This window comes from Streptomyces sp. NPDC088915 (assembly GCF_044749825.1).
Lineage (GTDB): Bacteria > Actinomycetota > Actinomycetes > Streptomycetales > Streptomycetaceae > Streptomyces.
The window spans coordinates 213,485-225,671 of the sequence record NZ_JBIVIR010000011.1; the positions used below are offsets into that span (position 1 = coordinate 213,485).

The following is a 12,187-nucleotide window of genomic DNA, read 5'->3' on the forward strand; positions in this document are numbered from 1 at the left end:
TCGGTACGGGTGGGATTCCGGTCGCCGGGCGTGACGCGGGGGACGGCGGAGGTGACGGCGCCGTCCTCAACGCCCCGTCGCCATCGCCGGGTTCCGGCGCGGCCGGTAGCCGGGCAGCGACCGGCCGAGCTGCCGGAGGGCGTAGTGGGAGCGGGACTTGACGGTCCCGGCGGGGATGCCGAGCTCCACGGCGGCCTCGTTGACGGTGAGGCCGTGGAAGTAGAGCCGGACGAGCACCGCCCGGTGCTCGGGGCTCAGCTCCCGGACGGCCGCCCGCACGTCGAGCGCGGCCTCGGCGGAGGCGGTGGCGTCGGCGGGGTCGGGCGTCACGGCGAGGACGCCGTCGCCGACCTCGGCGGGCCGGGCCAGGCGCGAGCGGCGCGCGTCGATGGCGAGGCGGCGGGCCACGGTGAAGAGCCAGGGGCGCATGGAGTCGTAGGGGCCGTCGAAGGCCTCGGGGTGCTGCCAGGCCCGTACGAGGGTCTCCTGGACGAGGTCCTCGGCCCGCTGCCGGTCCCCGTGGGTGAGGCCGAGCAGGAAGGAGAGCAGCGCGGGGCCGTGGTCCCGCTGCAACTCCTCCAGGGTCCGTTCGTCGGTCGTCGCCGTCGTCATGCTGCCCACCTCTCCCGCGGCTCGTCGTCGGCCCGTATACGAACGCATCCGGACGGCGGGGGACAGGGAACGGACACCGATCTGCGACGAACGGTCGCACCGAGCGGCGAATGGTACGGCGAACGGTCGGGCGGAGTCCTTTCGTCCGTTTCAGCGGGGTTCATGACCCGGTCCGGCCCCGCCCCTTGACTGCGGCTTTCCCACACGATCAATTCATCAGAACAGATGTTCATCACATGAATCAGGTGAAGTGCCGCACATGACCTCACGCACCAGGCCCGCGGGGACGGCGGCGCTCGCCGCCGTCCTGCTCGCGGCGGCGACCGGCTGCACCGGCGGAAGCGACGGAAGCGGCGGCGGACCGGCCGCGGGCACCGCCGCCCCGAAGACCAGCGCACCGGGGGCCGCCGGACGGCCCACCGCCCCCTCCGCCGCCCCCGGCGCGGCCTCCGCGCCCGCCGGGTTCACCCTCGTGGCCTCCGGGGACGTCCTCCCGCACGACTCCATCATTCGCAGGGCGGCCGAGGACTCCGCCGGCGACGGCTACGACTTCCGCCCCATGCTCTCCGGCGTGAAGTCCGTCGTCTCCGGCGCCGACCTCGCCATCTGCCACATGGAGACCGTGTACGGGAAGAAGGGCGGCCCCTACACCGGCTACCCCGCCTTCAAGTCGCCGCCCGAGGTCGCCGCCGGACTGAGGGCGACCGGGTACGACTCCTGCTCCACCGCCTCCAACCACACCCTCGACGACGGGGCCGAGGGCCTCGCCCGGACCCTCGACGCGCTCGACGCGGCGGGCATCCGCCACGCCGGATCCGCCCGCACGGCCGAGGAGGCGGCCCGGCCCGCCCTGATGAAGGCGGGCGGCGCCACCGTCGCCCAGCTCGCCTACACCTACGACACCAACGGCTACCCGCTCCCGAAGGGGCGGCCCTGGGCGGTCGGGCTGCTCGACGAGAAGAAGGTGATCGCCGACGCGCGTGCGGCCCGCGCGGCCGGCGCCGACGTGGTCGTGGTCAGCGTCCACTGGGGCACCGAGTGGCAGACCGAGCCGGACGAGCGGCAGCTCTCCCTCGGCCGGGCCCTGACCGCCTCGCGGACCGGCGGTCGCCCTGACGTCGACCTGATCATCGGCACCCACGCCCACGTCCCGCAGGCCTACGAGAAGGTCAACGGCACCTGGGTGATCTACGGGATGGGCGACCAGATCGCCGGCGACATGGTCGACCACCGGGGCGCCTTTGACCCGCGCGGCAACCAGGGCAGCATCGGCCGCTTCACCTTCACCCCGCCCCGGACCCCCGGCGGGCGCTGGGAGGTCACCCGGGCCGAGTTCGTCCCCCAGTGGTTCGACACCGGACGCGGCCGGGTGGTCAACCTCGGCGCCGACGACGGCGGGGACCCGCGCCGGGCCGGGATCCGCGACACGATCCGGCGGGTGGTGCTCAGCCGGGGCGCCGGCAAGGACGGCCTCGTGATGGGCAAGTAGGACGGGGCAAGAAGGACGGGGCAAGAAGGACGGGGAGGGGAGCGCCGGTCAGGGGACCACGGTGACCGGCCAGCGGCCCGCCTTCACCAGACGGACGGCCACCGAGCCGACGAACCGGTGGCCCGCCGACTCCGAGGCGCCCACCACCACGGCGTCGGCCGTCAGCTCCTCCGCCGCCTGGACCAGGCCCGCGTAGGCGTCACCCCGGAAGGTGCGGAACTCCCACCGCACCTGCCACAGGTCCTTCACCCGCTCGGCCGACGCGCGGATCTCCTCGGCGAGCGCCTCGGCGATCTCCTCCGTCACGCCCGCCACCGGCGCGCCGAGCGCGGCGCCCGCCGGGAGCAGCGGCTGCACGTACACGAGCGCCAGCAGGGCGTTCTGCCGCCGGGCGAGCCCCGCCGCGTAGGCCGCGGCGCGCAGGGAGGAGGCGGAGCCGTCCACCCCGGCCATGATCACTTTCGGGCCGTCGGTGCCGCGTTCGAACCGGTGGGCCTGCTGTTCGGTCACCCTTCGAGACTATCCGCTCAACGGGTGCTTTCGGACGGGCGGCCGGTGTCGCTGAACTGCGCGGACCCTCATCCGTATGAATCATTGGTCATGAAAAAGGATCAGATGCCCAGCGGGCGTCGAGCGGTGCTGCGCCTCGCCGCCGCGCTCGGCGCCACCGCCACCGTCGGAGTCCTCGCCGCGGACCGGCTCGCCGCGCCCGACCGGACCGCCGGTGCCGCCCCCGCACCCCGGCACACCCCGGGAACCGGGTCCGGGCCGGGGGCCGCGGGTCCGGCCGCCGGCCCGGGGGCGAAGGCCGCCCGGCCGAACCCGAACGCGTACCGCCTCCAGCCGATGACCGCCTACGCGCCCCCGGCGTACCGGCGCGCGCTGCCGCCCGTGCGGCAGCGGCCCTTCCTCAGCGTGTCCGGGGCCGGCCGCTCGATGGTGCTGACCTTCGACGACGGGCCCGACCCCCGCTACACCCCCGGCATCCTCGACACCCTGCGCCGCCACGACTGCCGGGCGATGTTCTTCGTCTGCGGCGAGATGGCCGTGGAGAACCAGGACCTGCTGCGGCGGATGGCCGACGAGGGGCACGTCGTCGGCAACCACTCCTGGTCCCACCCCCTGATCCCCAAGCTGCGGCCCTCCCGCATCCGCGACGAGCTGGGCTCCACCAGCGAGGTCGTCGAACGGGCCCTCGGCAAGGCCCCGCTCTGGTACCGCGCCCCCTACGGGGCCTGGAACCGGCACTCCTTCGAGATCGGCGCCGAGCTCGGCATGGAGCCGCTCGCCTGGACCGTCGACACCCTGGACTGGACGGAGCCCGGCGCCGACTCCATCGTCCGCCGCGTGCTCGACGGCGCGGCCCCCGGCGTCGTCGTCCTCAACCACGACGCGGGCGGCGACCGCTCCCAGAGCGTGGCCGCGCTCCGCCGCTACCTGCCCGAACTCCTCGACGCCGGTTACCACATCACCGTTCCCCGGCGCTGAGCCGCCGTACGCGGAGGAGGGCCCGGCACTCCAGGTGCCGGGCCCTCCTCCACGCGTGGCGCGAGGTCAGCGGGAGCCGACCATCCGGGCGTAGACGACGACGTTCCCGTCGTAGCCCCGCGCGCGCGTGTACCCGCCGCCGCAGGTGATGACCCGCAGCTCCGGCTGGCCCGTGTCCGCGTAGACCTGCACGCCGGGGAAGTCGTCCTTCGCGTACACCTCGACGCCGTAGATCTCGAAGACCGCGACCCGGCCGTCGTACCGCTCGACCTCGATGTGCTGGCCCTTCTCCAGGGAGCCGAGACCGTAGAAGACCGCCGGGCCCTGGGTGTTGTCGACGTGGCCGACGACGACCGAAGTGCCCCGCTGGCCGGGGGAGATGCCGTTCTGGTACCAGCCGGCGAGATTGGCGTCCTGGGGCGGGGGCGCCGCCACCCAGCCGTCCGCGTCCAGGCCCACGTCCATGATCGGGGCCGCGACCCGGATCGCCGGGATCTTGATCCGGGAGGCCGGGGCGAAGGGCAGCGGCTCCAGGCCGGTGGCCGCCGAGGGAGCCGCCGGGGCGGTCGGGGGCGCCACCGGACGGGCGGCCGCGGCGGGTTGCGGCGGCCCGGAGGCGGCGTCCACGCCGTTGCGCATCATCGCGAGTCCGGACAGCATGGCGAGGGCCAGGACGCCCCAGGGTTGGAGTCTCCTGCGCTCGGAGACGCGGAAGTCCTTCGCGGGCATGGTTCTCCCTTCGTGGCGTCGACAGAACGGTAAGGGCGGTCCGGAGGCCCGTCGCGCCGGACGGTCCGAACGGGTGGGCGCCGCCCCCGGACGGGCGCCGGAGCGGGCCCCGGGAGACGGCGGGCGGACGGCCGGCGGACGGGGGACGGGCCGCCGGGCGGGCGACGGACGGGCCGACAGGCGGGTGACACCGGGCTGACCCATCCGAGTAATCGTCAGATAAGCACTCCGGAAGCCGCTGACCTGTGCATACGGCACGTCCGACGCCCTTCGCCCCGGCGTGTCGCCTCACCGGAGTGGACCAGTGCCGACATGCGTAGTCCGTCACGAATGGTGATGGTTCGTCATGGAAGGCGTACTCGTCGAAACTCCCGGAGCACCGCTTTGGGGCGTCTTCCACTGGAGGTTCAACCATGCGTGCTGCACGCACTCTGGCGGTGACCGCCACCGCGATCGCGGCGGTCGGGCTCGCGGCCCCCCTCGCCGCCGCCACCCACGGTCCGGGCACCGTCCTCAGCGGCGGTAACAGCGGGGGGAACGGGGGTGGCAACGGCGGCAACAACGGCGGGAACGGCGGCAACAACGGCGGCGGGAACGGCGGTCCGGCCGACGTCACCGTCAACCCCTACGACGTCCACCCCGGCTCGACGCTCACGATCACCGCGCGTGGCTGCAACCGCGGCGGCACGGTCACGTCCAACGCCTTCCCGGAGACCACCCTCTCGGGCAACAACAACGGCGTCTCCACCGCCGTCGCCCGCGTCTACAACCACGCCACCCCGGGCAACTACAACCTGGCCGTCCGCTGCAACGGCAGCAACTCCGTGGCCACGCAGTCGTTCCGGGTCCTCTCGGGCCGCGGTGCCCAGGGCGGCCTCGGCGGCTCGCTGGCCCCCAGCTCCGCCGAGATGGCCGTCGGCGGCAGCCTCGTCGCCGCGGCCGCGCTCGGCGGGGGTCTCTTCATCGCCCGCCGTCGCCGTGTGACCGGCGCGGGGGTCTGATCGGCCGAACCTCCCGGTCGGCCCGCCGTGCCCGTCGCCCCCGGGTCCTCTCCAGGACCCGGGGGCGACGGGCGTTCTCGGACGCCCGCGCGCCCCTGCGGTCCGCCGCACCTCAGTGGCGCCGGGACTCGGCGGCGCGGCGGCGCACCACGTAGAAGACGCCGCCCGCGGCGGCCAGGACGAGCGCACCGCCCGCGGCCAGTTCGACGGGACCGACCCCGTCGTCGACCGACCCGCCGAGACCGCCCTGCACACCCCGAGGGGTGGTGAGGATCGTGGAGCGGATCGTCGGGGTGGCGGTGGCCGTGGCACCGCCGGCGATCGTGAGGTCGACGGTGTCCCGGACGCCGCCCGTGCAGTTGAACGCGACCGTGTAGACGCTGCCGGGTCGCACGTCCAGGTCCACGGTGGCGGTCGCCGTCGAGCCCGGGGCGATGACGGCGGTGTCGAAGACACCGGCCGCCGCCGTCGCGGTGCTGGCGCAGCCAGGGGCGCTCAGCGTCACCCGCCCGCCGGGGGAGACGACCGAGGGCGAAACGACGAAATCGCCCGGTGCCTTGGCGCCCCGCGCCCGCGGCTGGGGTGCCGGGGCACCTTCCGTCGCGACGGCGAAGGGGGCGGCCAGGGCGAAGGCGGCCACCCCCAACAGGGCGGTGGATGCGGCACGTATCGCGCGCATGGTGAATCCTCCGGGTCCCGAGGGGCAGCCGCGGAAGGGGGTTCCCGCGAAGGGCCTGCCTGCACCTCGATGTCCGAAACGCTAGGAGCGCTTCACCACGCCCGCGATCCCAGAGGTGCGAACGGGTCACGCGGGTCCCCCGTGCGGCCCACCCGGGTGGCGCTCCTCACCGGGTGAGCCGCGGGAACAGGTCCGTGAACGGCGTGGCGGTGGCCGACATGCCCCGGCCGAACGGCGCGTCGAAGTCCCAGATGAGGAACAGCAGGAAGGCGATGAGCACGCTGAAGAGGCCGGCGAGCAGCAGCTCCCGCCCGGTCCTGCGGATCTGGAGCGTGAAGATCAGGCCGACCGTCACCAGGGCGCCGACGATCAGACCGAACCACACCACCCCGGGCATGGTCTCGCCCGCGTTCTGCCCGCGCGCGTTCCGGGCGTCGTCGACGGCGGCCACCTGGTCCACCAGCGGCTGGTACGCCTGCCCCTCGAAGTCGTTCGCCGGCCGGTAGTCGGTGACGCTCCGCCGCACCTTCTCCAGGAGCACGGTGCCCTCGTCGCTCAGCTCCCCGGTCTCGGACATGTGCCGCCACTCGTCGTCGACCACGTAGGAGACGTACGCGTCGACGTCGGCGCGGATGCGGGCGCGGACCTCCTGCGGGTACACCTCGGCGCGGGCCGAGATCTCGTGCAGCGCCTGGGCCTCCTGCCGCACGGTCTCCTGGGCGGCCCCCCGCGCCTCCCAGACGCCGGCGATGGCCAGGCCGAGGACGATGGCGTAGATCACGCCGATCATCATCGTCATGTACTCGATGACGTCCGGGGTCTCGCTGGGGTCGTCGTCCGCGGGGATCCGGCGGTGGTTGATGACCACGATGGTGAGCACGACGGCGCAGGCCGCCGCCATCGCGAGGGACAGGACGAGCCATTCGGACACGGATTCCTCCGGTGGGGTCAGTGGGGCCGGTCGTGATCAGTGGGACCGGCCGAAGGGATGGAGCCGGCCGGGGTCAGCGGGAGCGGGAGCGCAGGATCGCGGTCGCGAGGACCGCCGGGGCGATGATCACCAGCGTCGTGGTGAGCACGGACGTGCGGCTCTTCGGCTGGGGCCGGGTGACCGGGCGGTAGTGGGGGAGCGCGACGGGAGCGGGGGACGGGGGTGGCGCGGAGGTCGGGGGCGGGGGAGCGGCGGCGGACGTCGGCGCGGGCTCCGGCGCCCTGGTGACGGGCGGCGCGGGACGCGGCACCGGCGGGGTGGCCCGGGGCGGCTCCGGTACGGGCGGGATCGGCGTCCGTACGGGAGGCGGGGGCGGCGTCGTGCGTACGGGGGGAGGTGGCGGCTTCGGGGCGGGCGGGGGAGGCGGCTCCGGGGTGGGCCGGGGCGGCACGGTCGGCGCCGGGGTCGGGGTCGGGGTCGGCGTCGGCGTCGGGGTTGGAGTGGGGGGCGGGGTGGGGGTGGGGCTGGGCGTCGGGGACGGGCACGAGGGCGGCGGCGTGGGCGTCGGGCTCGGCTCGTGCGGGTGCGGGTGCGGGTGCGGGTGATGGTGGTCGTGGTCGTGGTCGTGGCACCCGCCCGTCCCGGCGGACGTCACCGCGGTGTGCGCACCGCCGGGACCGGTCACGGCGTGGGCGCAGGCGTCGGCGGAGACGGGCGCGGGGGTGGCGACCAGCCACACCAGGGCCAGGGCCGCCAGCGGTCGCGCGAGGAGTGATCCGTACAGAGACACGCCGTCGAGCTTGATCCCGGGTGGCGTGCGCCGGGGCGGAAACCCGGCGGATTCGCCGGATGGAGGGGATCTCCGGAGGCGCGGACTTGACGTTCTATCGGACAGTAGGCGGATTCGGCGCAATGCCCGGGTATCGCCGCGCACTTCGATTCCCGACGGGAACCGTTCAGGCCGCCACAAGAAGAACTGTCCGGTTGTCGCCCTGTCGCACAGGACGGTCGACGGGGCATCCTGCACCGGCGACAGGGCCCCGATCGCGGCAACACCCCAGCCAGGAAAGGGGCCCGGCCCCCCTCCCGGGCACGTGCGGAACCGCGGACGGAACCGACGCACGCTCATATGCACGTGAATATGCACGGTCCGGAGGCGTGAAGTCGGCGCTCTGGACGCACGTGCCAATGGCGTGTGACCAAGAACGGACCGCGAATTTCCGTTTCCACTCGCCCTCCCGGCGGGCGATCAGTAGCCTCACCTCGAACACCGGCCGCGAACACATGGCCGTATCCCACGGCGACTTGTTGGAGACATTGATGGAGCGTCCCGCCTGGGCTCCGCCGGGTATCGACATTTCGGTGCCGAGCGTGTCCCGAATGTATGACTTCTACCTGGGCGGCTCGCACAACTTCGAAGTCGACCGGGAAGCGGCCCGCAAGGCCATGGAGTTCATGCCCGGCCTGCCCAAGATCATGCAGGCGAACCGGGCGTTCATGCGGCGCGCCGTCCGCCACGCCGTTGACAACGACGTCACCCAGTTCCTGGACATCGGCTCCGGCATACCCACCTTCGGCAACGTGCACGAGGTCGCCCGCGCCGCCGACCCGGCCGCGCGGGTCGTCTACGTCGACCACGACCCGGTCGCCGTCGCGCACAGCCGCGCCGTCCTGGAGGGCGTCGAGGGCACCGCCGTCGTCTCCGCCGACCTGCGCAAGCCGGCCGACGTCCTGCACAGCCCCGAGGTGACCCGACTCCTCGACCTGGAACGGCCGGTGGCCCTCCTCCTCGTCGCCGTCCTCCACTTCCTGGAGGACCACGACCGCCCGTACGAGGCCGTCGCCGAGCTGATCGACGCCCTCGCGCCCGGCAGCTTCCTGATCCTCACCCACGCCTCGTACGAGGGCATCCCGTCCATGGAGGAGCAGGCCGGCGGCACCGTCGGGGTCTACCGGAACATCCGCAACCCCCTGGTGATGCGCTCGGGCGCGGAGGTCACCCGCTTCTTCGAGGGCACCGAGCTGCTCGAACCCGGTCTCGTCCCGCTGCCCGTCTGGCGTCCGGAGAGTCCGGTCGAGGAGGAGGATCCCCACACCTTCTCCGGCCTCGCAGGGGTGGGGCGCAAGGCGTGAAGGTCCCGTCCCAGCCGGCCGGTTCCGGCGCCGAGGCCGACGGCCCGGAGGACAGACTCAGGCGGTTCGTCACCATCTGGAGCCGCGCGATCTTCCCGGTGACCGCCACGTCGCTCACCCGGGCCGAGTTCGAGGTGCACCTGCTGCCGCTGGCCCGCACCCTGTGCGACGCCCTGCACGCCCGGCCCTTCGACACGGCCCCGGCCCAGCGCGCCGGCGCGGCCCTGGTCGCCGCCCACTGCACCGACCCGGACGCGCTCGGCCGCAGCCTCGGCGTCGTCGACTCGTACCTGGTGCTCTACTGCGGTACGGAGTCGGACCTGCCGACCGAGGAGCTCCGGGCCCGCTGCGCCCGGCTCCAGCACGCCATGGCCGCCGGCTACGCCCAGGCCCTGCGCGAGCGGACCCTCGCCGAGCAGGAGGCCATCGCCCGCTCCGCGCTCGCCGCCCGCACCGCCGCCGAGATCGCCCTGCACGCCACCGAGAGCCGCTTCCGCGCGGTCTTCGACGGAGCGGCCATCGGCATCGGCATCGCCGACCTCGACGGCAACCTCCTGGAGGTCAACGAGACCCTCACCCGCATGTTCGGCGGGATGGAGGGCCGGCTGCGCAGCCGCAAGGTCAGCGAGTGGGTCCACCCGGAGGACGGGCCGCACGTCTGGAAGCTGTACGAGGAGCTGGTCCGCGGCGAGCGGGAGCACTACCGGGTCGAGAAGCCCTACTACCGCGGTGACGGAACGGTTCTGTGGACCAACCTCACCGTCTCGCTCCTCCGGGACGCCGACGGCCGCCCCCAGTACCAGCTGGCCCTCCTGGAGGACACCACCGAACGGCGCCTGCTCCACCTGCGCCTGCGGTACGAGGCCACCCACGACGCCCTCACCGGACTGCCCAACCGGACCCTGTTCTTCGAGCGCCTGGAGAAGGCGCTCGCCCCCGGCGACAACGCCCGCTTCGGCCTCTGCTACCTCGACCTCGACGGCTTCAAGGTCATCAACGACAGCCTCGGCCACTCCACCGGCGACCGGCTCCTCGTCGAGGTCGCGGACCGGTTGCAGAGCTGCGTCACCGGGGCCAACGAGATGGTGGCCCGGCTCGGCGGCGACGAGTTCGTCGCCCTCACCACCGGCTCCGGCGGCGAGCGGGACGTCACCGACCTCGCCGACCGCATCCTCGGCGCCCTCGCCACCCCGCTGCGCATCGACGGCCGCGAGCTGACCGTGCGCGGCAGCCTCGGCGTCGTCGAGGGCCCGGCGGGGGAGCGGACCCCGGCCGAGGTGCTGCGGAGCGCCGACATCACCATGTACCGGGCCAAGTCGGCGGGCGGCAACCGCTTCGAGCTCGCCGACCCCGAGGCCGACGCCCGCGCCATCACACGGCACGGGCTCACCACGGCCCTGCCGGCCGCCCTGGAGCGCGGCGAGTTCTTCATCGAGTACCAGCCGCTCGTCCACCTCGGCGACGGCAGCGTGCACGGCGCGGAGGCGCTCGTCCGCTGGTGCCACCCGCAGCACGGGGTGCTCGGTCCCGACCGCTTCATCCCGCTCGCCGAGGACACCGGCCTGATCGTGCCGCTCGGCCGCTGGGTGCTCCAGGAGGCCGTGCGCCAGGCCCGCTTCTGGCAGACCCGGCACGCCGACGGCGGCCCGCTGCGCATCAACGTCAACCTCTCCCCGACGCAGCTCCACCACCCGCGCCTGGTCGCCGACACCGTCGACGTCCTGGAGCGCTCCGGGCTCGACCCGGGCGCGCTCTGCCTGGAGGTGACCGAGTCGGCCCTGATCGGCGCCGACGAGGGCCTCCTGAAGCCGCTGCGGCAGCTCGCCGAGATGGGCGTCGACATCGCGCTCGACGACTTCGGCACCGGCTACTCGAACCTGGCCAACCTGCGGCGGCTTCCGGTGAGCGTCCTCAAGCTGGACCGTTCCTTCACCCGGGGCATGCAGCAGCACCCGGTGGACCCGGTCGACCTGAAGATCGTCGAGGGGATCGTCTCGCTCGCCCACAGCCTGGAGCTCGCGGTCACCGTCGAGGGCGTGGAGACGGGGGCGCAGGCGCGCCAGCTCCGGGAGCTCGGCTGCGACACGGCACAGGGCTGGTACTACGCCCGCCCCGGCGCCCCGGACCGCATCCACTCGCTGCTCCTGGCGGACGCGGTGTGACGAGGACGGCGTGACGGGGGGAAGGTCAGACGGACGTGCCCCCCGGCCGCACCTTCCGGGAGGCCAGCAGGACCCGCTGGAGCTCCCGCGCGGCCCTCGGCGGCGCCACGTCGCTGCGGTGGGCCAGCGCGATGGTGCGGCGCAGCCCCGGCCGGGCGAGGGCCGTCACCCGCAGGTCGCGGCCGGCCCGCGCGGCGACCATCGCCGGGACCACCGCGAGCCCGAGCCCGGCCCGTACGAAACCGAGCACCGCGTCCAGCTCCCCGCCCTCGACGGTGAACGCGGGCTCGAACCCCTCCGCCCGGCAGGCCGCCACCGTCAGCTCCCGCAGGTCGTAGCCGTGCCGGAACATCACGAGCGGCTGGTCGCGCAGGTCCGTGATCCGCACCGGGCGCCGGGGCGCCGGCTCCGAGGCGGCGGAGACCACCACCAGGTCCTCCCGGAGCAGCTCGATCGTGGTCAGGGCGGGTGACGGGGTCGGCAGCGGCAGCACCACGAGGGCCAGGTCGAGCGCCCCGCGCGCCAGCTCCCGCACGAGGTCGTGCGAGCCGCTCTCCTCGATCAGGAGCTCGATCCCCGGGTGCAGGTCGTGGAAGGCGCGCAGCACGTCCGGCAGGAGCCCCGTGCACAGGCTCGGGGTCGCGCCGAGCCGCACCCGGCCCCGCTTGAGCCGGGCCAGCTCCTGCACCTCGAGGCGGGCCGTCTCCGTGTCGGCGAGGATCCGGCGGGCCAGCGGCAGCAGGGCCTCCCCGGCGTCGGTGAGGGTGATGTTGCCCCGGGCCCGGCTGAACAGCTCCGCGCCCAGCTCCTGCTCCAGGGCCTTGATCTGCTGGGAGAGCGAGGGCTGCGAGACGTGGACGCGCTCGGCGGCCCGGGTGAAGTGCCGGGTCTCGGCCACGGCGACGAAGTAGAGGAGCTGCTGGAACTGCATGGGCCCAGCCTAGGCGATGCGCATAGGAGGAG

The 12,187-nt window shown here is 74.0% G+C and carries 12 protein-coding genes; 5 read left to right on the top strand and 7 right to left on the bottom strand.

The annotated features are described in order from the left end of the window. Positions 1-66: 66 nt before the first annotated feature. Entirely contained in the window at positions 67-612 is a 546-nt protein-coding gene (locus ACIP5O_RS21610) for a sigma-70 family RNA polymerase sigma factor (RefSeq protein WP_401295612.1), read from the bottom strand. A gap of 259 nt (positions 613-871) precedes the next feature. On the opposite strand from ACIP5O_RS21610, the gene ACIP5O_RS21615 reads away from it, so the two are divergent. Further along, positions 872-2,101, top strand: a complete 1,230-nt coding sequence (locus ACIP5O_RS21615) for a CapA family protein (RefSeq protein ID WP_401295614.1) — start codon at positions 872-874, stop codon at positions 2,099-2,101. A gap of 48 nt (positions 2,102-2,149) precedes the next feature. Here the strand turns inward: ACIP5O_RS21615 and ACIP5O_RS21620 are convergent, their stop codons facing one another. Beyond that, positions 2,150-2,611 (bottom strand): universal stress protein, encoded by a 462-nt coding sequence (locus ACIP5O_RS21620; RefSeq protein WP_356546724.1) that lies wholly within the window; start codon positions 2,609-2,611, stop codon positions 2,150-2,152. A 105-nt stretch (positions 2,612-2,716) separates the two neighbouring features. On the opposite strand from ACIP5O_RS21620, the gene ACIP5O_RS21625 reads away from it, so the two are divergent. Beyond that, positions 2,717-3,589, top strand: a complete 873-nt coding sequence (locus ACIP5O_RS21625; RefSeq protein WP_401295616.1) for a polysaccharide deacetylase family protein — start codon at positions 2,717-2,719, stop codon at positions 3,587-3,589. Between the two features lie 66 nt (positions 3,590-3,655). Here ACIP5O_RS21625 and ACIP5O_RS21630 read toward each other — a convergent pair whose 3' ends face one another. Further along, positions 3,656-4,318, bottom strand: coding sequence for a class F sortase (locus tag ACIP5O_RS21630; protein ID WP_401295618.1), 663 nt, complete (start codon positions 4,316-4,318; stop codon positions 3,656-3,658). A 413-nt stretch (positions 4,319-4,731) separates the two neighbouring features. On the opposite strand from ACIP5O_RS21630, the gene ACIP5O_RS21635 reads away from it, so the two are divergent. Beyond that, complete coding sequence (locus ACIP5O_RS21635) at positions 4,732-5,319, top strand: hypothetical protein (RefSeq protein WP_401295620.1); 588 nt, start codon at positions 4,732-4,734, stop codon at positions 5,317-5,319. A 112-nt stretch (positions 5,320-5,431) separates the two neighbouring features. On the opposite strand, the gene ACIP5O_RS21640 is transcribed toward ACIP5O_RS21635, so the two are convergent. The 3 genes from ACIP5O_RS21640 to ACIP5O_RS21650 form a co-directional block, all read right to left on the bottom strand. Next, positions 5,432-5,998 (bottom strand): hypothetical protein, encoded by a 567-nt coding sequence (locus tag ACIP5O_RS21640; RefSeq protein WP_401295622.1) that lies wholly within the window; start codon positions 5,996-5,998, stop codon positions 5,432-5,434. 166 nt (positions 5,999-6,164) lie between these two features. Beyond that, complete coding sequence (locus ACIP5O_RS21645; RefSeq protein WP_401295624.1) at positions 6,165-6,929, bottom strand: hypothetical protein; 765 nt, start codon at positions 6,927-6,929, stop codon at positions 6,165-6,167. 73 nt (positions 6,930-7,002) lie between these two features. Then, positions 7,003-7,719 (bottom strand): hypothetical protein, encoded by a 717-nt coding sequence (locus tag ACIP5O_RS21650; RefSeq protein ID WP_401295626.1) that lies wholly within the window; start codon positions 7,717-7,719, stop codon positions 7,003-7,005. 530 nt (positions 7,720-8,249) lie between these two features. Between ACIP5O_RS21650 and ACIP5O_RS21655 the strand changes: the two genes are divergently transcribed. Both ACIP5O_RS21655 and ACIP5O_RS21660 read left to right on the top strand, forming a co-directional pair. Then, positions 8,250-9,062, top strand: coding sequence for an SAM-dependent methyltransferase (locus tag ACIP5O_RS21655; protein ID WP_401295628.1), 813 nt, complete (start codon positions 8,250-8,252; stop codon positions 9,060-9,062). Continuing rightward, the gene (locus tag ACIP5O_RS21660; RefSeq protein ID WP_401295630.1) at positions 9,059-11,224 is read left to right on the top strand and encodes a putative bifunctional diguanylate cyclase/phosphodiesterase; all 2,166 of its coding nucleotides are present in this window, start codon (positions 9,059-9,061) and stop codon (positions 11,222-11,224) included. The genes ACIP5O_RS21655 and ACIP5O_RS21660 overlap by 4 nt, the downstream gene beginning before the upstream one ends. 25 nt (positions 11,225-11,249) lie before the next feature. On the opposite strand, the gene ACIP5O_RS21665 is transcribed toward ACIP5O_RS21660, so the two are convergent. Beyond that, positions 11,250-12,155, bottom strand: coding sequence for a LysR family transcriptional regulator (locus tag ACIP5O_RS21665; RefSeq protein ID WP_401295632.1), 906 nt, complete (start codon positions 12,153-12,155; stop codon positions 11,250-11,252). Positions 12,156-12,187: the final 32 nt, after the last annotated feature.